General features: G+C 76.8%; 19 protein-coding genes. 11 read left to right on the top strand and 8 right to left on the bottom strand.

The features are described from left to right. The first annotated feature begins 5 nt into the window (after positions 1-5). Together ACYVG5_RS08625 and ACYVG5_RS08620 are read left to right on the top strand one after the other, a co-directional pair. Positions 6-2,468, top strand: a complete 2,463-nt coding sequence (locus tag ACYVG5_RS08625) for an ABC transporter permease (protein ID WP_222049016.1) — start codon at positions 6-8, stop codon at positions 2,466-2,468. A 64-nt stretch (positions 2,469-2,532) separates the two neighbouring features. Further along, complete coding sequence (locus tag ACYVG5_RS08620) at positions 2,533-3,732, top strand: MBL fold metallo-hydrolase (protein ID WP_460683098.1); 1,200 nt, start codon at positions 2,533-2,535, stop codon at positions 3,730-3,732. On the opposite strand, the gene ACYVG5_RS08615 is transcribed toward ACYVG5_RS08620, so the two are convergent. Together ACYVG5_RS08615 and ACYVG5_RS08610 are read right to left on the bottom strand one after the other, a co-directional pair. Then, positions 3,729-4,496 (bottom strand): hypothetical protein, encoded by a 768-nt coding sequence (locus ACYVG5_RS08615; protein WP_222049018.1) that lies wholly within the window; start codon positions 4,494-4,496, stop codon positions 3,729-3,731. The two genes, ACYVG5_RS08620 and ACYVG5_RS08615, sit on opposite strands and share 4 nt — an antisense overlap. A gap of 55 nt (positions 4,497-4,551) precedes the next feature. After that, positions 4,552-5,247 carry an HAD family hydrolase gene (locus ACYVG5_RS08610; RefSeq protein ID WP_222049019.1) on the bottom strand — a complete coding sequence of 232 codons (696 nt, stop codon included), beginning with the start codon at positions 5,245-5,247 and terminating at the stop codon, positions 4,552-4,554. A gap of 90 nt (positions 5,248-5,337) precedes the next feature. Here ACYVG5_RS08610 and ACYVG5_RS08605 point away from each other — a divergent pair, with 90 nt between their 5' ends. After that, entirely contained in the window at positions 5,338-6,186 is an 849-nt protein-coding gene (locus tag ACYVG5_RS08605; protein WP_246630378.1) for a hypothetical protein, read from the top strand. A gap of 21 nt (positions 6,187-6,207) precedes the next feature. Here the strand turns inward: ACYVG5_RS08605 and ACYVG5_RS08600 are convergent, their stop codons facing one another. The 5 genes from ACYVG5_RS08600 to ACYVG5_RS08580 form a co-directional block, all read right to left on the bottom strand. Further along, a complete protein-coding gene (locus ACYVG5_RS08600) occupies positions 6,208-7,080 on the bottom strand; it encodes an Fpg/Nei family DNA glycosylase (protein ID WP_222049020.1) in 873 nt (290 codons plus the stop codon). Between the two features lie 80 nt (positions 7,081-7,160). After that, positions 7,161-8,216, bottom strand: a complete 1,056-nt coding sequence (locus ACYVG5_RS08595) for a MalY/PatB family protein (RefSeq protein WP_222049021.1) — start codon at positions 8,214-8,216, stop codon at positions 7,161-7,163. 110 nt (positions 8,217-8,326) lie between these two features. Next, positions 8,327-9,805, bottom strand: a complete 1,479-nt coding sequence (locus ACYVG5_RS08590) for an NAD-dependent malic enzyme (protein WP_222049022.1) — start codon at positions 9,803-9,805, stop codon at positions 8,327-8,329. 108 nt (positions 9,806-9,913) lie between these two features. Next, positions 9,914-10,423: a DUF309 domain-containing protein gene (locus tag ACYVG5_RS08585; RefSeq protein ID WP_222049023.1), complete on the bottom strand. Its 510-nt coding sequence runs from the start codon at positions 10,421-10,423 to the stop codon at positions 9,914-9,916. A 6-nt stretch (positions 10,424-10,429) separates the two neighbouring features. Then, positions 10,430-11,392, bottom strand: coding sequence for an anti-sigma factor RsbA family regulatory protein (locus tag ACYVG5_RS08580; RefSeq protein ID WP_222049024.1), 963 nt, complete (start codon positions 11,390-11,392; stop codon positions 10,430-10,432). A gap of 264 nt (positions 11,393-11,656) precedes the next feature. Here ACYVG5_RS08580 and egtA point away from each other — a divergent pair, with 264 nt between their 5' ends. The 8 genes from egtA to ACYVG5_RS08540 all read left to right on the top strand — a co-directional run bounded on the left by egtA (position 11,657) and on the right by ACYVG5_RS08540 (position 19,382). Next, positions 11,657-12,928, top strand: coding sequence for an ergothioneine biosynthesis glutamate--cysteine ligase EgtA (egtA, locus tag ACYVG5_RS08575; protein WP_222049025.1), 1,272 nt, complete (start codon positions 11,657-11,659; stop codon positions 12,926-12,928). After that, a complete protein-coding gene (gene egtB / locus ACYVG5_RS08570) occupies positions 12,916-14,232 on the top strand; it encodes an ergothioneine biosynthesis protein EgtB (protein WP_222049026.1) in 1,317 nt (438 codons plus the stop codon). Before egtA ends, egtB begins: the two co-directional genes overlap by 13 nt. Continuing rightward, positions 14,229-15,227: an L-histidine N(alpha)-methyltransferase gene (gene egtD, locus ACYVG5_RS08565; RefSeq protein WP_222049027.1), complete on the top strand. Its 999-nt coding sequence runs from the start codon at positions 14,229-14,231 to the stop codon at positions 15,225-15,227. The genes egtB and egtD overlap by 4 nt, the downstream gene beginning before the upstream one ends. Before the next feature lie 15 nt (positions 15,228-15,242). After that, positions 15,243-16,385 (top strand): ergothioneine biosynthesis PLP-dependent enzyme EgtE, encoded by a 1,143-nt coding sequence (egtE, locus tag ACYVG5_RS08560; protein WP_222049028.1) that lies wholly within the window; start codon positions 15,243-15,245, stop codon positions 16,383-16,385. 74 nt (positions 16,386-16,459) lie between these two features. After that, complete coding sequence (locus ACYVG5_RS08555; RefSeq protein ID WP_460683097.1) at positions 16,460-17,281, top strand: DUF4397 domain-containing protein; 822 nt, start codon at positions 16,460-16,462, stop codon at positions 17,279-17,281. A gap of 25 nt (positions 17,282-17,306) precedes the next feature. After that, a complete protein-coding gene (locus tag ACYVG5_RS08550) occupies positions 17,307-17,993 on the top strand; it encodes a class F sortase (RefSeq protein ID WP_222049029.1) in 687 nt (228 codons plus the stop codon). Between the two features lie 50 nt (positions 17,994-18,043). After that, positions 18,044-18,646, top strand: a complete 603-nt coding sequence (locus tag ACYVG5_RS08545; protein ID WP_222049030.1) for a sigma-70 family RNA polymerase sigma factor — start codon at positions 18,044-18,046, stop codon at positions 18,644-18,646. Beyond that, positions 18,627-19,382 (top strand): anti-sigma factor, encoded by a 756-nt coding sequence (locus tag ACYVG5_RS08540; protein WP_222049031.1) that lies wholly within the window; start codon positions 18,627-18,629, stop codon positions 19,380-19,382. The genes ACYVG5_RS08545 and ACYVG5_RS08540 overlap by 20 nt, the downstream gene beginning before the upstream one ends. A gap of 14 nt (positions 19,383-19,396) precedes the next feature. Here the strand turns inward: ACYVG5_RS08540 and ACYVG5_RS08535 are convergent, their stop codons facing one another. Next, complete coding sequence (locus ACYVG5_RS08535; protein WP_222049032.1) at positions 19,397-20,761, bottom strand: 8-oxoguanine deaminase; 1,365 nt, start codon at positions 20,759-20,761, stop codon at positions 19,397-19,399. Positions 20,762-20,803 lie beyond the last annotated feature (42 nt).

Below are 20,803 nucleotides of genomic sequence, written 5' to 3'. Positions count from 1 at the left end.
GACCGATGCGAGCAGTGACCCTGGCGAGCATCCGGGCGCACCTGCCCCGGCTGGTCGCCGCCACCCTGGCGATCGTCATCGCCGTCGGCTTCGTCGTCGCCACCCTGGTGCTCAACCGGACCGCGAGGTCGACCGTCCTGGAGGCGGCCGGCGCGCAGTACGTCGACACCGACGTCGTGGTCACCTCCGGCGACGGCACCGGCCTGACCGACGAGGTCGACGCCGTGGCGGCGCTGGACGGCGTGCAGGCGGTCGACCCCACCTGGCAGACGTCCGTGCAGGCCGTCGCCCCCGGGCGCACCGGTGCCCAGTACCTGCTGGTGGAGTCCGTGGCCACCGACCCGGCGCTGCGCTGGCAGCAGCTGGCCGACGGCTCGCTGCCGGTGCGACCGGGCGAGGTCGCGGTCAGCGAGCGCGTCGGCGCCGGCGTCGGCGACGTCCTCCCGGTGACCACCTACGACGTCGACGGCGTCGGGACGACGGTCGACGCGACCGTGACCGGCGTCGTCGACCTCCGCGGCGACCCCACCGCCGGCCTCTACGGGCGGGCGTACACCACCGCCGACCAGGCCCGGGCCTGGGGCGCGGTGGACCCGACCGAGCTGCGCATCGCCGGCGCTCCCGGCACCGACCCGGCCGCGCTGGCCGGCGAGGTGCGCGCCACGCTACCCACGGACGTGACCGTGCGCACCGGAACCGAGCAGGCCGCGGCGCAGGCCGCCCAGCTGACCGGGAACTCCGACGTCCTGACCGTGGTCCTGCTGGTCTTCGCCACCGTCGCGGTGCTGGTCGCCGGGCTGGTGATCGCCAACACCTTCGCCGTGCTGCTCGCCCAGCGCACCCGCGACCTGGCGCTGCTGCGCTGCATCGGGGCCACCGCCCGGCAGGTGCGCCGCAGCGTGCTCGGCGAGGCGGCGCTCACCGGGCTCGCCGCCTCCGCGCTGGGGGTGCTCGCCGGCATCGGCCTGGCGGCCGCCGTCTCGACGGTCGTGGCCTCCACCGACTCGCCCATCCCGCTGTCCGGGCTCTCCGTGCCGGTCTCCGCCGTGCTGGTCGGCCTCGCCGTCGGCACCCTCACCACGCTGGTCGCCGCGCTGGCCCCGGCCCGTGCCGCGACCCGGGTGGCGCCGCTGGCCGCGCTGCGGCCGGTCGACCCGGCACCACTGCGCTCGAGGGGCGGCGTCCTGCGGCTCGTCCTCGGCCTGCTGCTCCTGGTGCCCGGCGCCGCCCTCATGGGGGTGGGCGTCGTGCTGCCGAACATCCTGATCGCGCTGCCCGGTGGCGTGCTGAGCTTCCTGGGCGTCGTGCTGCTCGCCCAGCGGGCCGTACCGCCGGTGGTCGCCGCGGCCGGCCGGCTGCTCGGCCGGTTCGGTGGGGTGCCCGGCAAGCTGGCCACCGGCAACGCCACCCGCAATCCCCGCCGGACGGCGGCCACCGCCACCGCGCTGCTCATCGGCGTCACGCTGACCACGGCGATGGTGGTCGGCGCCTCCTCCACCCGGGCCACGGCGCAGGCAGGCCTGGCCGCGGCGTACCCGACGGATGTGATCGTCGACGGCAGCGGCACCCCGCTGCCGGCGTCGCTGCAGGGCCAGCTGGAATCGGTCGACGGCGTCGTGGCCACCACCACGCTCACCGGCGCGACGCTCACCGGGCCGGACGGCGCGGAGACCTGGGCCGCCGGGATCGACCCCGGGCAGGCCCGGCCGGTGCTGCGCTCGACGGCCGACACGACGCTGCCCGCGCCGGGCCAGGTGGTCGTGCCCGGATGGACCACCGACGCCTGGCAGTCGCAGGTCGGGAACCCGGTCACGCTGACCGCCGGCGACCGCTCCCGCACGCTGACCGTGGTGGCCGGGGAGACCGGCTCCCCGCTGCTGAACACCGTGGACCTCCAGGCGCTGGTGCCCGGTGCGCCGGACGCCACGGTCTGGCTGCGGCTGGCCGACGACGCCGACCAGACCGCGGCGATCGACGAGATCACCGACCTGGCCGGGGCCGCGGTGCCCACCGCGTTCGTCACCGGCGTGGCCAGCGAGCGGGCCGCGCTGGACTCGGTGCTCGACGTGCTGCTGCTGATCGTCACCGGCCTGCTGGGTGTGGCCGTGGTGATCGCGCTGATCGGGGTGGGCAACACGCTGGCCCTGTCGGTGGTCGAGCGGCGCCAGGAGAGCGGGCTGCTGCGGGCCCTCGGGCTGACCCGCGGCCAGCTGCGCGGGCTGCTGGCCTGGGAGGCGGTGCTGGTCGCCGGCGTGGCCGCGGTGCTCGGCGTCCTGCTCGGCGGGGTCTACGGGCTGGTCGGTGCGGCGTCGGTGCTCGGCGAGCTGGGGGAGATCGTGCTGAGCGTGCCCTGGCTGCAGGTGGCCGCGATCGTCGTCGTCGCGACGGTGGCCGGGCTGCTGGCCTCGGTGCTCCCGGCCCGCCGCGCGGCGCGGACGCCGCCGGTCGCCGCCATCGCCGGCTGCTGAAGGACCCTGGGAGCGCCCTGACCCCGCGCTCCACGAGGCCGGCGGGCGGGGGATGCTGGCGGACGTGTCCTCCGCTCTCCCGCCCGCCCTCCGCGGCGCCGTCCTGCCCGCCGCGCTCGCCCTCGCCGTCGCCGTGCCGGTGAGCTGGGTGGCCCGGGCCGCCTGGGGCCTGCCGACCGCCCTGGGGGCCGGCCGGCGGCGGCTGCGGCCCACGGTCACCGGCTCCCCGCACTTCAGCGAGGGCAGGTTCCACAACACCCTGCCCACCCCGGTGCTGCCCCCGACCAGCGCCCGCACGGGCCTGCTGCGGCAGATGCACGACGAGCGGCACGTCGGCCTCCCGGCCGCGCCGGTGCCGGTGGTGCCCGCCGCGTTCCCCGCGGCGGCCGGCGACCTCGCGGTCACGTGGTTCGGGCACTCCAGCGCCCTGCTGGAGGTCGACGGCCGCCGCGTGCTCGTCGACCCGGTGTGGAGCGAGCGGGTGTCGCCGTCCCCGCTGGTGGGCCCGCGCCGGCTGCACGGGCCGCCCGCGCCGATCGACGCCCTGCCGCCGGTCGACGCGGTGCTGATCAGCCACGACCACTACGACCACCTCGACCTGCCGACGATCCGGGCGCTGGTGCGCGGGCAGTCCGCGCCGTTCGTCGTCCCGACCGGCATCGGCGTCCACCTGCGCGGCTGGGGCGTGCCCGAGGAGCGCATCGTCGAGCTGTCGTGGGACGACGCCACCACGGTCGCCGGGCTCACCCTGACCTGCACCGAGGCCCGGCACTTCTCCGGCCGCTTCCTGGCCCGCGACACCACCCTCTGGGCGTCCTGGGCGATCGCCGGGCCGCGGCACCGGGTCTACTTCGGCGGCGACACCGGCTACACCCCGGCCTTCGCCGGCATCGGGGCCCGGCTGGGGCCCTTCGACCTGACCCTGCTCCCGATCGGCGCCTACAACGACGCCTGGAAGCACATGCACATGACGCCGGAGGAGGCGCTGCGCGCGCACGGCGACGTCGGCGGCCGGGTGCTCGTGCCGGTGCACTGGGCGACGTTCAACCTGGCGTTCCACCGCTGGGCCGAACCCGTGCAGCGGCTGGCCGCCGGCGCCCTGCGCAGCGGCGTGCAGCTGGTCGTGCCGCGGCCGGGCGAGCGGGTCGACGTGCTGGCCCCGCCCCCGCTGGCCGACTGGTGGTCGGCCGTCGGGTCCGGGAACGACGCACCGGCCGCGCGGCCGGCCGGCCCGGCCGCCCGGACGCCACGGGCGCGGCGCTAGCCGACCAGCAGCGCGCTCCGGTCCGATCGGGTCAGCGCCCGGGCGGTCAGGGCCACGACGACGATGGCCGCCGCGCTGATCGCGGCCACGCTGACCGGGCGTGGGCCGCCGGCCGCGGCGATGGCGACCAGACCCCAGACCACGGCGGCGGCGAACGGCCCGGCGGCGACGTAGGAGCCGAGGACCACCGCCGCGGCGATGCCGGCGACCAGCACCAGCGCCGCCACCGCCCACGCCCGGGACGCCAGGGTCGTGGGTGAGATCCCCAGGGCCACCCCGGTGCTGCCCACGTTGGCCACCGGCGCCACGGTCACCCAGCCCAGCAGCAGCCCGGTGACGGCCCGCGGCAGCAGCCGGGCCGGCCCGTCCACCGGCACCGTCTGCAGGCGGATGTAGGCGACCGCGGCCGCCGCGGTGATGCCGAAGATGAGCACCTGCGCCACGTACAGCCAGACCCCGCCCTGCGGGTAGACGACCTCCCAGACCGCGTTGCCGGCGAACGCCGCCGCCAGCGGCCAGCCGGTGCGCCGGTGCACCTCGCGGTCCCGCTGGGCGGGCAGCGCCTGGTACACCGCCCAGGCCAGCGACCCGGCGAAGATCAGCCCCCAGATGCTGAAGGCCCAGCCGGCCGGGGTCACCAGCGAGCGGGTGTCGCCGCTGACGTCGCCGACGCTGCGGCCGGCGAGCGCCGAGCCCAGCGGGCTGCCGACGATCTGGGCGACGGCTGCTGCGACCACCGCGACGATCCGGGGGGTGTCCCTCATCGGTTCCTCCTCGTTCCGCGCGGCCGTCGGAGCCGGCCACGTCCTCCTCCGGCCGCTACCCGGTCAGCGTGGCCAGCACCCGGGGGAGGTCGGTGAGATCGGTGATCTCGTGCTGCGGCTGCGGCCCGTCCGGGTCGACGCGGTGGCCCGGCCGCTCGACCCGGACGACGGTGAGCCCGGCCTCCAGCGCCCCCCGGGTGTCGCGGGCCGACGCCGGTACGTGCACGTCGACCCCCGCCCCGGCCGCCCGCCGGTAGAGCCGGGCGGCGGGCTTGTAGGCACCCAGCCGCTGGCTGGTGAGGACCGCGGCGTCGTCGGACAGCTCCGCGACCAGCGGCGCCACCCGGGTGCGGGCGAACAGGTCGTCGTCGACGTTGGAGAGCACACCCACCCGGTGGGACCGGGCAACCTCGGGCAGGGCGGCCGCCACGTCCGGCCACAGCGGCCAGTCGGCGAGGGTGCCCAGCAGCGTTCCGGTGTCGGCCGCCGCGTCGTCGTCGGTGGCGAGGCCGCGGGCGGCGTAGGTGGCGGCGAGCGCGCGGCGGCTGTGCTCGGCGAAGGAGACCCAGGGAGCGCCGTCCCCGGCGGGGGTGTCCTTCTGGCCGGCCTTGCTGCGGGTGTCCCACTCGTCGTAGAGGTCGGTTCCCGGCACGCTCCAGCCGTGGGTCGCGGCAATCGCCGACAGCGCGGCCGAGCCACCGGTGCGCGCGTCGATCAGCGCGCTGAACAGGTCGAAGGTCACCCATGCCATGGGGCCATGGTCCACGCTGACGGTTGATCGTGCCGGTTCACGGGCACCACCCGGACGACGATCCAGCCCGGGTCGACCAGGAGGACCGACATGCCCGGCCACCGCCGCGACAACGACCCCGACGATCCCACCCGCGGGCAGGACGCCGTCCCTGGCGCCGCAGCGCCTGGCGGGGCGGCCCCGGGAGGCGACGCGCACGGCAGCACCGCGGTGAGCGGCCCCCCGGCGGATCCGCCGACGCTGGTCCAGCCCGCCGTGGCCCCGACCGACCGGACGCCGACCGCCCCCGTCGCCCCGGTCGCGCCGGTCGCGCCGGTCGCGCCGGTGGCCGGGTCCACGGGGCCGCCCGTCCAGGACACCGGCTTCCACCCGGCGCCGACGGCCGGCCGCGCGGAGGTGGTCGCCGCCCAGCGGGCCGAGTACGGCGGGATCTCCTGGGGCTCGGCGTTCTTCGGCTGGCTGTCGGCCAACGGGGTCGCCGTCCTGCTCATCGCGCTGCTGTCGGCCCTGGGCGTGGCGTTCGGCCTCACCGCGGGCGTGGACGACGCCCGGTCGGCCACCGACCAGGCCACCAGCGGCATCGGCCTGGGCGCGGGCATCGCGCTGCTCGTCGCGCTGTTCCTGGCCTACCTGGCCGGTGGGTACGTGGCCGGCCGGATGGCCCGCTTCGACGGCGCCAAGCAGGGCGTCGCGGTCTGGGTGATCGGCCTGCTCGCCGTGCTGCTGCTGGCGCTGGCCGGGTTGGTCTTCGGCTCGCAGTACAACGTGCTGTCCGAGCTGGACCTGCCGCGCATCCCGATCGACGAGGGCAGCGCGACCACCGCCGGGGTCATCGCACTGGTCGCCGTCCTGGTGGTCACCCTGGTGGCCGCCGTCCTGGGCGGGCTGCTCGGCGCCCGGTACCACCGCAAGGTCGACAAGGTCGGCTTCGACCACTGAAGAAGGACGGGGCCGGGTCCTTCATTTCAGGAACTTGGACAGCCGGCGGTCGGCCAGCGGCTTGCCGCCGGTCTGGCAGGTCGGGCAGTACTGCAGCGACGTGTCGGCGAAGCTGACCTCGCGCACCGTGTCGCCGCACACCGGGCAGGGCAGCCCGGTCCGGGCGTGCACCGTCAGCCCCGAGCGCTTCTCGCCCTTCAACGTCGCGGCGCGCTGACCGACCTGCCGGGCGAGGGCGTCGGCGAGCGTGCCCTGCATCGCGTCGTGGAGACGGACCAGTTCGTCGTCGCTGAGCCGGTCGGCGGGCTTGAACGGCGAGAGCCGCGCGGCGTGCAGGATCTCGTCGGAGTAGGCGTTGCCGATGCCGGCGATCAGCGTCTGATCGGTGAGCGCGCCCTTGAGCTGCCCGTGTTTCCCGGCCAGCAGCGCGGCGAACTGCTCGCGGTCCACGGCCAGCGCGTCCGGGCCGAGCCGGGCCACCCCGGGGACGTCGGTCACCGACCGGACGACGTACACCGCCAGCCCCTTGCGGGTGCCCGCCTCGGTGAGGTCGAACCCGTCGGGCAGCCCGCCGTCCTCGGCCGGGCTCAGGTGCACCCGGAGCGCGAGCGGCCCCTTCCCCGGCTTGGGCGGTGCGGAGGGCAGCGCGGTGCGCCAGTGCAGCCAGCCCGCCCGGGCCAGGTGGACGACCAGGTGCAGCCCGGAGACATCGAGGTCGAGGAACTTGCCCACCCGTGAGGCGCCGGTGAGCTCGAGCCCGCCGAGCGCCGACAGCGGCGGGTCGAAGGTCTTGATGGCCTGGACGGCGGCGAGGTCCACCCGCGTCACGACTCGGCCGACGGCGTTCTCCCGCAGGAACGCCGCCAGCGCCTCCACCTCGGGCAACTCGGGCACCCGGCCATGATCCACGCCGGACCCCACCTGCGGACCCGCCGTCCCCCCGAAGGGCCAAAGTCGCGACTTTGGCCCTTGGGTCAGCCGACGGCGGCGGCCATCCGCTCCACGATCGTCGTGAGCACCGGTCGCGGGGTGGCCAGGTTCAGCCGCACGTGACCGGCTCCCGGCGGCCCGCACTCCAGCCCCTCGACCAGCGCGACACCGGCCCGCTCGAGGAAGAACGCGCCGGGCGGCCCCTCGATCGGGAGCTCGCGGCAGTCCAGCCAGGCCAGGTAGGTGCCCTCCGGCGGGGTGTACCGCACCTGCGGCAGGTGCTCGGCGAGCAGGTCGGCCAGCAGCCGCCGGTTGCCGTCCAGGTAGTCGAGGACGCCGGCCAGCCACGGGCCGCCCCCGGTGTACGCGGCGGTGTTCGCCAGCACGCCCAGGGTGGCGGCGCCGTGCGCGGCGACGTGCCCGACCTCGGCCCAGTGCGCGGCGTCCGCCTCGTTGGACACCAGGAACTGGGCGGCCTTGAGCCCCGGCAGGTTCCATGCCTTGGACGCCGACGTGGCGGTGACCGTGTGCGCCGCGGTGACCGGGGACAGCGACGCGTAGGGCAGGTGCCGCGCCCCGGGGTGCACCAGCGGCGCGTGGATCTCGTCGCTGAACACCCGGGCGCCGTGCCGGTGCACCACCTCGGCGAGGGCCAGCTGCTCGGTGGCGCTGAACACCCGGCCGGTGGGGTTGTGCGGCTGGACGTGCACCAGCAGCCGGCCACCGGCGGCGAACGCCCGGTCCAGCCCGTCGAGGTCGTGGACCGGCCGTCCGTCCGGCCCGGGAACCATCGGCACCTGGATGGTGTCCCGGCCCAGCAGGCCGGGCAGCCAGAGGAACGGCATGTAGGCCGGGGTGGGCAGCACGACCGGCGAGCCGGGCGGGCTGAAGTGCTCGACGGCGGCCTGCAGCCCGGCGAGGACGTCGGGCAGCGGCGTCACCCACTCGGCCGGCAGGTCCCAGCCGTGGTGCTGCCGCTGCCAGTCCGCGCACGCGCGGGCCATGTCGAGGGCGGCCGCGTCGGGCAGGTAACCGAAGGCCGCGGCATCGACCGCGGCGTGCAGGGCCCGGGTGACGGCGGGCGCGGTGCCGAAGTCCATCTCGGCGACGAAGGCACCGATCGCCGGGCCGTACCGGGTCCACTTCAGGCTGCCCGCCGAGCGCAGCGCGTCCTCGGTGAGCGCGTCGAAGGCGGTGGGCGGCCCCTCGGTCAGCTGGTGACCCCCCGGTCCTCGTCGAGGTCGACCGTCGCCCCGGGCTCGGACCGGGCCTCCTCCGCGACGGCGGCGGCCACCGCCGGGGTGACGGCGGGGTCGAAGACGCTCGGGATGATGTAGTTCTCGTTGAGCTGGTCGTCGCGGACGACGGCGGCCAGCGCGTCGGCCGCGGCCAGCAGCATGCCCGGGCGGATCTCCTTGGCCCGGGCGTCGAGCAGCCCGCGGAAGACACCGGGGAAGGCCAGCACGTTGTTGATCTGGTTGGGCAGGTCGGAGCGGCCCGAGGCGACGACGGCGGCGTACTTCCGCGCGCCCACCGGGTCGACGTCCGGGGTCGGGTTGGCCATCGGGAAGACCACCGCCCGCTCGTTCATCCCGGCCAGCGACTCGGCCTGCAGCACGTTGGCCGCGCTCACGCCGATGAACACGTCTGCACCGACCAGCGCGTCGGGCAGCTCACCCCGGCGGCAGCCGGGGTTGGTGCGCCGGGCGAGGTCGAGCTTGGCGGGGGAGAGCCGCTCGTCGTCGGGGGAGAGGATGCCCTCCCGGTCCCAGACCAGCACGTTGGTGGCGCCGGCGGCCAGCAGCAGCGAGACGATCGCCGTGCCGGCCGCACCGCCGCCGGCGACCACGATCGCCACGTCCTCGAGCTGCTTCTCCACGACCCGCAGCGCGTTCCGCAGCGCGGCCAGCACGCAGATCGCCGTCCCGTGCTGGTCGTCGTGGAACACCGGGATGTCGAGCTTCTCGCGCAGCCGGGCCTCGATCTCGAAGCAGCGCGGCGCGGAGATGTCCTCCAGGTTGATCCCGCCGAAGCCGGGGGCGATCAGCTCGACGGTGCGCACGATCTCGTCGACGTCCTGGGTGTCCAGCGCGATCGGCCAGGCGTCGATGTCGGCGAACCGCTTGAACAGCGCGGCCTTGCCCTCCATGACCGGCATCGAGGCTCCCGGGCCGATGTCACCGAGGCCGAGCACCGCCGAGCCGTCGGTGACGACCGCGACGGTGTTGCCCTTGATGGTCAGCCGGCGGACGTCCTCGGGGTGCTCGGCGAGCGCCATGCAGACCCGCGCCACGCCGGGGGTGTAGGCCATCGAGAGGTCGTCGCGGGTCTTCAGCGGAACCTTGGAGGCGACCTCGATCTTGCCGCCGAGGTGCAGCAGGAAGGTGCGGTCGCTGACCTTGTGCACGTGCACGTTGTCGACGCCATCGAGGGCGGCCACCACCTCCTCGGAGTGCGCTGCATCCGCGGCCGAGCAGGTCACGTCGACGGTCAGGCCGTCGGGCCGGGACTCCACCACGTCGATCGCGGTGACCGCGCCGCCGGCGCTGCCGACGGCGGTCGCGATGCGGCCGATGCTGGACGGGTCGCCGTCGGCGGAGAGCCGGACGGTGATCGAGTAGGACGCCGAGGTGACCGGGCCGCGCACGGGGGCTGCGGCAGCGGTGCCGTTCTGGATGTCGATGCTCATGGCACGTGCATCCTGACACTCCTGCCGCTTACTTTCCATTACGCGGGCCGGCTATCCCGCTTGGTGGAAACCACAAGGCCCATCGACCTCACTGGGCACCGCGTGGGGTCAGGGCCGCTGCAACCGCGGCGGCCGCAGCTCCAGCAGGGCGTCCGTGTCGGCCGCGGCCGCCAGCGCGGTCGCCCACGCGGTCAGGCCGCGGGCATCCACGCCGAGCAGGTCGGCCACCCCGGCCGCCGGACCGAGCGACGCGACCCCGCGGGCCAGCAGCGTCTGCGCGCCGGCGCGATTGCCCCGCGCGGCGTGGGTCAGCCCGACGGCCAGCTGAGCCAGGCCCCGCCACAGGTCGCGCTGCTCGGCCGGCCCGGTCTTCCAGGCGTCCTCGAGCACCTCGTGGGCGTGGAAGGGGCGGCCGGCGTCGAGCAGCTCCTGCGCCGCGGCCAGCGTCTCCGCCGGCGTCCGGACGACGCCCTCCGGAGCGCGCTCCTCCCCGGCCGCACCGTGCGGCAGCGGCCGGCCGAGCGCGTCGCGGGGGCGGGCGCTGCGCGCCCGCCCCTCGGCGTCCCGGTCCCGGTCGGCGTCCCGGTCAGCGGCCCGGGGCCGGTCCGGCGTGGCCACCGCCGGTCACTCCAGGACGGTGGTGAGCCGCACGTGCACGCCGTCGCCACCGCCGTCGGGGGTGATGTCGACGTGGTCGCACAGCTGGCGGGCGAGCCACAGGCCCATGCCGCCCAGCGACAGGTCCGAGCCGTGCGCCGGGCCGTAACCGATGAACGGGTCCTCGAAGCCGGCACCGCGGTCGGTGATGGTGCACACCAGCCGCTCGCCGTTCGCCCACAGCCGCAGGCTGACCGGCGGCCGGCCGTGCCGCAGGGCATTGGTGGTCATCTCGTCCACGGCGAGCAGGAAGTCCTCGAGCGCGGGCGCGGAGCCGGGCGCCAGCGCCGCGTCGGCGGCCCGCTCGGCGAGCTCTCGGCGGAGCCCCCGCAGGTCGCGCACCGAATCGGCCCACAGCAGCGGCTCGGTGTCCTCCAGCGGCTCGTGCGGCACCGGCAGCGACTCGAGGTAGGCCGCCGGGTCGACGTGGGCGGGGTTGGGCTGCTCCCGCTCGCCGACCACCAGCAGCGGGTGGGTGGCCCGCGCCGTCTCGACCAGCGCCGGGGGCACCCGGCGGGTGTCGGTGATGCAGAGCGTGAGCAGCGGCTCGTTGTGCACCTCGTGGTCGAGCACCGCCTCGTAGCGCTGCCACTCGCGCCACTCGTCCGGGTTCTCGCCGGGCTGCGGCTCCAGGACGATCCGGACCGGCCTGCCGTCCGCACCGCGGTGCCGCTCCGCGAGCCGGCGGACGGCGGTCACCGCGGCGGCCGCGCCGCTGCCGAAGACGTCGGACCACTCGGCCCAGACCACCGTCGGCGAGTCGGCGAGCGCCGGCCGCAGCAGCTCGGCCATCGGCGCCGTGCACGCGATGACGACCGGCTGCCCGGCCGCCAGACCCTCGGCGACGAACGCCACGGCTCCCGCGCCGAGATCGGCGTCCGAGCCCGCGATGAGCGCACGGTGCACGCCGGCCCCCGTTGCCCCGTCCATGCGTCGCGAGCTCCCGTCCGTGCGGTCCTGCTGCTCGAGCTGGCAGCCGTGCACGGCACCCCTACCCGGCCGGACCGGGACCTAGGCCTCCCCGCGCGATCGGGCCCGACCTCGCCGTCCGGGGCGGGAAATTCCGCCACCGGGGTTGCACACAACCGAGTTCGGGGCAGGATGGCGGTGAGGACGGCAGCTCCCGTGTGACTCGCCGCCCCCGCACCGACCCGCGGTCGAATCCTGACCGGTCCGGACCTGGAGGGGGTGGCCATGGCCACGTCAGCACCACATCCCGACGCCGCGCTCCCCGACCTGGACGCCGCCCGGGCGCAGGTCGCCGCCGGCGCCCTGCGCGCCGGCCCGCTGGGCCAGGTGGGCCTGGAACTGGAGTCGCACCTGGTCGACCTCGGCTCCCCCGCCGACCGGGTGCCGTGGGCACGGCTGCGTGCCGCGGTGGCCGGCCTGCCCCTGCTGGCCGGGGGCAGCCGGGTGACCCTCGAGCCCGGCGGGCAGGTGGAGCTGTCCGGTCCCCCGGCCCGGGACGTCGCGGCCGCGGTCGCGGCGCTGCGGGGCGACACGGCCGCCGTCCGCACGCACCTCGCGGCGGACGGGCTGGCGCTGGCGACCGTCGGCGCGGACCCCTGCCGGCCGCCCCGGCGGGTGGCTCCCGCCGCGCGCTACCTGGCGATGGAGGAGCACTTCGCCGCCGTCGGCTGCCTGCCGGCCGGAACGGCGATGATGACCTCGACCGCCTCCCTGCAGGTCAACCTGGAGGCGGGGCCGGCCGCCGGGTGGGACGCGCGGGTGCGGCTGGCCCATGCCCTCGGTCCGGTGCTGGTCGCCGTCTCCGCGTGTTCCCCGCTGCTGGCCGGCCGGGAGACCGGCTGGCGGTCCAGCCGGCAATCGGTGTGGGGTGCGCTGGACCAGTCGCGCTGCGGTCCGCTGCTCGGGCGCGACGCACCCGCGGCGGAGTGGGCGGCGTACGCGCTGGCCGCACCGGTGATGCTGGTCCGGGACAGCTCCGGCGGCGCCGTTCCGGTGTGCAGCCGGACGTCGTTCGCCGACTGGGTCACCGGGGCACGGCTGGGCGACCGCCGGCCCACCGCCGCCGACCTCGACTACCACCTGACCACGCTCTTCCCGCCGGTCCGGCTGCGCGGCTTCCTGGAGATCCGCTACCTCGATGCGGCGCCCGAGCCCTGGTGGCCGGCGCTGGCCGCGGTGACCGCGACCCTGCTGGACGACCCGGTGGCGGCCGACGTGGCCGCCGCCGCCACCGAGCCCGTCGCCGGCGCCTGGGACCGGGCCGCCCGCGCGGGGCTGGCCGATCCCGCGCTGCACGCCGCGGCGGTGACCTGCCTGGACGCCGCCCGCCGGCGCGCCCCCGCAGCCCTGGCTCCGGAGGTGGCGGCGCTGGCCGACCTGGTCGACCAGCGGTGCTGCCCCGGCGACGCCCTGCTGCACACCGCCCGCACAGCGGGCCCGCGCGCGGCCCTGCACGCCGCCGCACGCCACCACGAGGAGGAGCCGTGCCCGAGTTGACCGACCTGCTGGCCCGCGAGCTGACCACCGCCCGGGACCGCACGCTGCTGCTCACCGACCACGACGAGCCCGAGCTGCTCCGCCAGCACTCGCCCCTGATGAGCCCGCTGGTCTGGGACCTGGCGCACATCGGCCAGCAGGAGGACCTCTGGCTGCTGCGGGCCGGGGACACCCGCCGGGCGGGGGTGCTGCCCCCCGCCGTCGAGTCGCTCTACGACGCCTTCACCCACCCCCGTGCGGTGCGCGCCCGGCTGCCGCTGCTGCCCCCGGTGGAGGCACGCGCCTATTGCCACGAGGTCCGCGGCCGGGTGCTCGACCGGCTGGGGCGTGCCGGCGCCGACCGCGACCCCTCGAGCGGGCCGGCGTTCGAGGTCGCCATGGTCGTGAGCCACGAGCAGCAGCACGACGAGACCATGCTGCAGGCGCTGCAGCTGCGCGCCGGCCCCCCGCTGCTCGGCGCGGGAGCGCCGCTCCCGGCCGGGCGGCCCGGCCTGACCGGCACGACCGTGCTGGTGCCCGGCGGCGCCTTCATCCTCGGTGTCGACGGCGCCGACGAGCCGTTCTCGCTGGACAACGAGCGCCCCGCCCACCGCGTCGACGTCCCGGCGTTCCGGATCGGCCGGGTGCCGGTCACCAACGCCGAGTACGCCGACTTCGTCGCCGACGGCGGGTACGACCAGCCCCGCTGGTGGTCGGCGCGGGGCTGGCAGCACCGGTGCGACGCCGCGCTGACCGCGCCCCGGTGCTGGGGCCCCGACGGCACCCGCACCCGGTTCGGGCTGGTCGAGGACCTGCCGCCGGACGAACCGGTCCAGCACGTCACGTTCTTCGAGGCCGAGGCGTACGCCGCCTGGGCGGGCGGGCGGCTGCCCACCGAGGTGGAGTGGGAGAAGGCCGCGGCCTGGGACCCGGTCGCCGGACACCGCCGCCGCTTTCCGTGGGGCGCGGCCGACCCGACGGCGGCGGTGGCCAACCTGGGCGGGTCGGCGCTCCGGCCGGCACCGGCGGGGGCCTATCCCGCCGGCGCCTCGGCCTACGGCGTCGAGCAGCTGATCGGCGACGTCTGGGAGTGGACGTCCTCGCCGTTCCGGCCCTGGCCCGGGTTCACCCCGATGCGCTACGCCGACTACTCCGCACCCTTCTTCGGCGGCGACTACCGGGTGCTGCGCGGCGGCTCGTGGGCGGTCGGCGCCTCGATCCTGCGGCCCAGCTTCCGGAACTGGGACCACCCGGTCCGTCGCCAGGTGTTCAGCGGCATCCGGCTGGCCTTCGACGTCGACCCCGGTTCGGCGGGAACCCCGTGACCGTCACCCTGACCGACCACCTCGGGCCGGTGGACGTCGCCGCCGCCCTGCGGGCCGACGTGCGTGCCGGCCTCACGGCGACGCCGAAGCACCTGCCGCCCCGCTGGCTCTACGACGCGCGGGGCAGCGAGCTGTTCGACGAGATCACCCGGTTGCCGGAGTACTACCCGACCCGCACCGAACGGTGGCTGCTGTCCGCGCACGCCACGGACATCGCCGCCGCGTCCGGCGCCGACACCCTGGTGGAGCTGGGCAGCGGAACGTCGGAGAAGACCCGGCTGCTGCTGTCGGCGCTGGCCGCGGCGGGCACGCTGCGCCGCTACGTGCCGGTCGACGTCGACCCCTCGGTGCTGCGGCTGGCCGGCGCGGCCATCGCCGGTGAGCACCCGGACCTCGCCGTCGACGCGGTGGTCGCCGACTTCACCGCCCACCTGGGCCTGCTCCCGGCCGGCGGGCGCCGGCTGGTGGCCTTCCTCGGCTCCACGATCGGCAACCTGGAGCCCGGGCCGCGCGCGGACTTCCTCGGCACCCTGGCCGGCACCCTGGCCCCCGGCGACTCCTTCCTCCTCGGCACCGACCTGGTCAAGGACCCCGGCCGGCTGGTGCGCGCCTACGACGACGCGGCCGGGGTGACCGCGGCGTTCGACAAGAACGTGCTCGCCGTGCTCGACCGGGAGCTGGGGGCCGACTTCGACCCCGCCGCCTTCACCCACGTCGCGGTCTGGGACCCCGCGGCGGAGCGGATCGAGATGCGGCTGCGGTCGGCCCGCGACCAGGTGGTGCGGGTGGCCGCGCTCGACCTGACGGTGCCCTTCGCCGCCGGCGAGGAGATGCGGACCGAGGTGTCGTCGAAGTTCCGGCGTCCCGGCGTGGCGGCCGAGCTGGCCGCAGCCGGGCTGCGGATGACCCACTGGTGGACCGACCCGGCCGGCGACTTCGCGCTCTCGCTGTCCACGCCCGACCGACCGGGCCGGTCGGATCCCGGCCGGCGCTGACCTAGCGTCGGGCGGGTGAGCACCCTTCCGCACGACGACCTCGCCACCACCTGGCGCACCGCCCGGCCCCGTCCCGCCGGCGTCCACCTGGACAGCGCCGCGTGCAGCCGGCAGAGCACCGCCGTGCTGGACGCCGTCGCCCGGCACGCCCGGCACGAGGCGGAGATCGGCGGCAGCGCGGCCGAAGCCGCGGCCGAGGGGCTGCTGCAGCAGGGCCGCTCGGTGCTGGCCGGGCTGCTGGGCCGGGCCGCCGCCGACGTCGCCTTCACCGAGAGCGCCTCGGCCTCGCTGCGCACGCTGGTCGGCCGGTGGCGGCTCGCGCCGGGCACCCGGGTGGGGGTGCTGCCGGGCGAGTACTGGCACAACCTGGCCGCGCTGACCGACGCGGGGCTGGTGCCGGTGGTCCTGCCGGCCGACGGCCCGGGCCGCGCCGACCTGGCCGGCGTGGAACGGATGCTGCGCACCGACCCGCCGGCGCTGCTGCACGTCACCCTGGTGGCCAGCCACCGCGGCGTCGTCCAGCCCGGCCGCGAGCTCGCCGCGCTGTGCCGGGCCGCCGGCGTGCCGCTGGTCCTGGACGTCGCGCAGGCGCTCGGCCACGTCGACTGCGACCTGGGCGCCGACGTCGCCTACGGCACCTCGCGCAAGTGGCTGGCCGGCCCGCGGGGCGTGGGCTTCCTGGTGCTGGCGCCGGCGGTGAGCGCCCGGCTGACCCCGGTGGTCGGCCCGGAGCGGTACGACGACGGCGGCGCGGGCACCGACCATGCCCGCTGGTACGAGTCGCACGACGCGCACATCGCCGGCCGGGTGGGGCTGGTGCTGGCGGTCGGCGAGCACCTGGCCGCCGGGCCGGACCGGGTGCGGCAGCGGCTGGCGGCGCTGGGCCGGGCCACCCGGGAGCGGCTGGACGGGCGCGGCGGCTGGTCGGTGGCCGAGCCGGTGGACGAGCCGACGGCGATCACCACGCTGCGCGCCCCGGCCGGGGTGGACGTGCGGGCGACCGCCGCCCGGCTGCGGGCGGAGCACGGCGTGCTGGTGACGGCGGCCGGCCGGGAGCGCGCGCCGGCGGAGCTGACCGGGCCGGTGCTGCGCGTGTCGCCGCACCTGGACGCCACCGAGCAGGAGCTCGACGTGCTGGCCGCCGCGCTCGCTTCCTAGGCAGCACTGCATCCAGGGTGGCGGGGAGCGCGGAAGAGGTGGTGCAAGCCCCCCCTACCGGAAGGACCACCACCGTGAGCACTGTTCGTCGCCCCCTGGCCGTCACCGCCGGCGCCGCCGGCACCTTCGCGCTCCTGTTCGCCGCCACCCCCGCGATGGCCGACTCGCACACCGCCACCGTCTCGATCCTGCACGGCGTCCCCGGTGTCACCGTGGACGTCTACGCCAACGGCGAGGAACTGATCCCCGACTTCGCGCCCGGCACGCTCACCGACCCGCTGTCGCTGCCGGCCGGCGAGTACGACCTGGCCATCTACCCGGCGGGCGCCGACCCGTCGTCGACCGAGCCCGCGGCCGCAGCCGAGGACGTCGCCGTCCCGGCCGGCGCGAACGCCACGGTGGTCGCGCACCTCACCGCCGACGGCGCCCCGGTGCTCACGCCCTTCGTCAACGACGTCTCCCCGGTTCCCGCGGGTGAGGCCCGGGTCACCGTGCGGCACACCGCCGCTGCGCCGGCCGTGGACGTCCGCGCCGGTGGCACCGTGGTCGTTCCCGGGTTGACCAACCCGAACGAGGCCAGCCTGGTCGTGCCGGCGGGCACCATCACCGCCGACGTCACGCTGGCCGGCACCGACACCGTGGCGATCGGCCCGGCCGACCTCGCCCTGGCCGAGGGCACGAACACCATCGTCTACGCCTGGGGGAACGGCGACGCCGGCTACCAGCTCGCCGTCCAGACGGTGAGCGGCATGCACTCCTCGCCGTCCGGCGTCCCCGGCGGTTCGGCCGGCCTGACCGACGACAGCGGCCTGCCGCTGCCGGTGGTCGCGCTGTCCGCGCTCGGGCTGGGTGCCGCTGCGCTCGGCGCCCGCCGCCTGGCGACCAGCCGGGGCTGACCGACCCGGACCCGGGACGACGACCGTGCGCACCCCTGCCGCCGTGCTGGCGCTGGGTCTCACCCTGGCGATCGGGACACCGGCCGCCTGGGCGCTGACCCGGCCCGACCCGGCGGCGGGGGTGCCGGTCGCCGCGGCGCTGGCCGCGGCGCCCGAGACGGCGCCCGAGGCGGCGCCCGAGCCCGGGCCCGTCACCGGCCCGCTGCCCGACCGGTTGCCGACGGCGACCGCCCGGCCGGCCGCACCGGCCCCGGCCGCCACCGTCGTGCCCCCGGTGCGGCTGTCGGTCCCGGCCCTCGGGATCGACGCACCGGTCGACCCGGTCGGGGTCGAGCCGGAGGGCGAGATGACCCTCCCCGGCGACGTCGACCGGGTGGGCTGGTACCGGTTCGGGCCGGCGCCGGGAGCGGCCGAGGGCACCGCCGTCGTCGCCGGCCACGTGGACGACGCGGAGCAGGGGCTCGGCGCCCTGGCGCCCCTGCGGGCGGCCGAGCCGGGCGACGAGCTCCTGGTCGAGGCCGCGGACGGCGCCGTCAGCCGCTGGCAGGTCGTCAGCCGGGAGCTGATCAGGAAACCCGGCGTGCCGCTCGGCGACCTCTTCACCCGGTCCGGACCGGCCCGGCTGGCCGTCATCACCTGCGGCGGACCGTTCGACGCCGAGCTGCGCAGCTACCGGGACAACGTGGTCGTCGTCGCGGTCCCGGTGCCGTGAGCGCGGGGGCGGGGCTGGGCCTGCGATCGGTTGCCCCCTACGGTTCGGGGATGGGAACGGAGCCGACACCGCTCCACCGGGCGCCGTCCGACCCCGACGACGCGGAGGTCGCCCGGCGGTTCAGCGCCGGCGACGAGCAGGCCCTGGCCTGGGCCTACGAGCGGTGGGCCGGCCAGGTGCACGGCATGGCGGTGCGCGCCTTCGGGCCCGGACCGGACGCCGAGGACGTCACCCAGCAGACGTTCATCGCGGCCTGGACGGGCCGGGCGGGCTACGCCGCCGGGCAGGGTCCGCTGCCGGGCTGGCTGGTCGGCATCTGCCGGCACAAGATCGCCGACACCTGGGCCCGCCGGGACCGGCAGCGCCGCTCGGCCGACGCCGCGGCCGACGACGCCCGGTCCCGCCCGCCCGGCTCCGGCAGCGTCGAGGTCGACAGCGTCGTCGCCGACCGGGTGCTGCTGCTGGGCGAGCTGAACCGCCTGGGACAGCCGCAACGAAGCATCATCGAGCTGGCCTTCTTCGACGACCTCACCCACGCCCAGATCTCGGCCCGCACCGGCATCCCGCTGGGCACGGTCAAGAGCCACATCCGGCGCACACTGGAGCGCCTGCGCAACCGATTGGAGGCCGACGGTGCCGCACTGCAGCCCTGAGCAGCTCGCACTGGCCGCTCTCCACGAGGAGCTGCCCGCCGACGACGCGGCGCACCTGGCCGCGTGCGCGCAGTGCCGGGAGGAGGTCGCCTCCCTGCAGCGGGCGGTCGACGCCCTGGCGGTCCCGTCGATGGCCGCCCCGGGCCCCGCCGTCCCCCCGCCGGCGCGGGTCTGGGACGCGATCGCCGCCGCCACCGGCGCCACCACCGCCCCGCGGCCCGAGTTCGTGCCGGCCGAGGCGGTGCCGGCCGAGGCGGTGCCGGCCGAGGACAGCGGGGCCGACGTCGTCCCGTTCCGCCGCCGGGCCCGGCCCGCCCGCCGCTGGCTGACCGTCGCGGCGGCGCTGCTGGTCGGTGGCGTGGTCGGTGCCGGTGCCGTCGCGGTGGTCCGCGGGCAGGACGAGGGCGCGCTCGTCGCGCAGACCGCCCTGGCCCCGCTGGACGACGACGGCTCCGCCGGCCGCGCCGAGGTGCGGGAGCAGGCCACCGGACGGGTGCTGGCGGTCGACCTGGACGCGCCGGAGCTGGACGACGGCTACTACGAGGTCTGGCTGCTGCAGTCCGACGCGCAGCGGATGGTCCAGGTGGGCGTCGTGCAGCGCGGGGCCACCGTGCTGCCGCTGCCCGACGGCATCGACCTGGGGGCCTACCCCCTCGTCGACGTCTCGGTGGAGCCGCTCGACGGCGTCCCCACGCACTCCGGCGTCTCCGTGGCCCGCGGCGAGCTGGAAACCTGAGGAAGGCCCCGTCCTCAGGCCTGCATGCGGGTGGCCACCCGCCGGTGGACGGCGAGCTGCTCGTCCAGCCCCGGGTGGGTGAGGACGCCGTCCTCGACGACGAACGCGCCGGCGACGACGGTGTGCCGGGCCGACACCGGCCCGCAGCGCAGCCACGCCTCCACCGGATCGCTCAGCGCGCCGGCGAACCGCACCCCCTCGAGTGACCACACCGCCAGGTCACCGCAGGCGCCGACCGACAGCTCCCCCACCTCGCCGGCCCGGCCCAGGCACGCGGCACCGCCGCGGGTGGCCATCTCCAGGGCGTCGCGGGCGGGCATCGCCGCCGCGCCGTGCCGCAGCTTGCCCTGCAGCATCGCGGTGCGGGCCTCCAGCCACAGCGAGGCGGAGTCCGCCGACGCCGAGCCGTCCACGCCCAGCCCGACCGGTGCGCCGGCGGCGCGCAGCTCGGCGATCGGGGCCAGCCCGCTGCCCAGGATCATGTTGGACGACGGGCAGTGCGCCGCCCCCACCCGCGCGGCGCCCAGCCGGGCGATCTCGCCCGCCGAGGGCCACACCACGTGCGCCAGCCACGTGCGGTCGGTCAGCCAGCCGACGTCGGCCAGGTGGTCGACCGGTCGGCGACCGAAGGTCCCCAGGCAGAAGGCCTCCTCGTCCTGCGTCTCGCACAGGTGGGTGTGCAGCCGGACGTCGAGCCGCTCGGCGAGCTCCGCCGTCCGCGCCATCAGCGACGCCGAGACGCTGAACGGCGAGCAGGGGGCCAGCGCGATCCGGGTCATCGCGGTCGGCGAGCGGTCGTGGTGGGCCGCCACCAGGCGCTGCGAGTCGGCCAGGATCGTGTCGTCGTCCTGGACGACCGAGGCGGGCGGCAGGCCACCGTCCTCCACCGACAGCGACATCGACCCGCGCGTGGGATGGAAGCGGACGCCGAGCTCCCGGGCCGCGGTGACCTCGGCGGTGATCAGGTCACCGGCGCCGCGCGGGTGCACGTACAGGTGGTCGGCGCAGGTGGTGCAGCCCGACAGGGCCAGCTCGGCGAGGCCGACGAACGCGCTGACGTGCGCGGCCTCCTCGTCCAGCCGGGCCCACAGCGGGTAGAGGGTGACCAGCCAGTCGAACAGCCCGCCGGTCAGCGCGGGCGCGTACGCCCGGGTGAGGTTCTGGTACAGGTGGTGGTGGGTGTTGACCAGCCCGGGGGTGACCAGGCAGCCGCGGGCGTCGACCCGGCGGGTCGCGTCCGGCTGCGGGTCGGCCGGACCGCCGACCCCGCTGATCACCCCGTCGGTGACGGCCACCCACCCGCCGGGCAGCTCCCGCCGGGCGGCGTCGACGGTGGCCACGAGCTCGGCGTCGTGCACGAGCAGGTCTGCGGTCCGCACGGGCGCATCCTGCCCAGCCCGGGTGACCGTCGTGCACCCGGT

This window comes from Modestobacter lapidis, assembly GCF_054780755.1.
The sequence above is the reverse complement of the archived record's forward strand: the minus strand, read 5'-3'. Positions and strand labels throughout refer to the sequence as shown.

Coding starts and splice junctions, on each gene's coding strand:
- ACYVG5_RS08595 (WP_222049021.1), bottom strand. CDS start 8,216: ATGGACTTCGGCACCGCGCCCGCCGTCACCCGGGCCCTGCACGCCGCG.
- ACYVG5_RS08605 (WP_246630378.1), top strand. CDS start 5,338: ATGCCCGGCCACCGCCGCGACAACGACCCCGACGATCCCACCCGCGGG.
- ACYVG5_RS08545 (WP_222049030.1), top strand. CDS start 18,044: ATGGGAACGGAGCCGACACCGCTCCACCGGGCGCCGTCCGACCCCGAC.
- ACYVG5_RS08580 (WP_222049024.1), bottom strand. CDS start 11,392: ATGGACGGGGCAACGGGGGCCGGCGTGCACCGTGCGCTCATCGCGGGC.
- ACYVG5_RS08625 (WP_222049016.1), top strand. CDS start 6: ATGCGAGCAGTGACCCTGGCGAGCATCCGGGCGCACCTGCCCCGGCTG.
- ACYVG5_RS08590 (WP_222049022.1), bottom strand. CDS start 9,805: ATGAGCATCGACATCCAGAACGGCACCGCTGCCGCAGCCCCCGTGCGC.
- ACYVG5_RS08615 (WP_222049018.1), bottom strand. CDS start 4,496: ATGAGGGACACCCCCCGGATCGTCGCGGTGGTCGCAGCAGCCGTCGCC.
- ACYVG5_RS08610 (WP_222049019.1), bottom strand. CDS start 5,247: ATGGCATGGGTGACCTTCGACCTGTTCAGCGCGCTGATCGACGCGCGC.
- egtA (WP_222049025.1), top strand. CDS start 11,657: ATGGCCACGTCAGCACCACATCCCGACGCCGCGCTCCCCGACCTGGAC.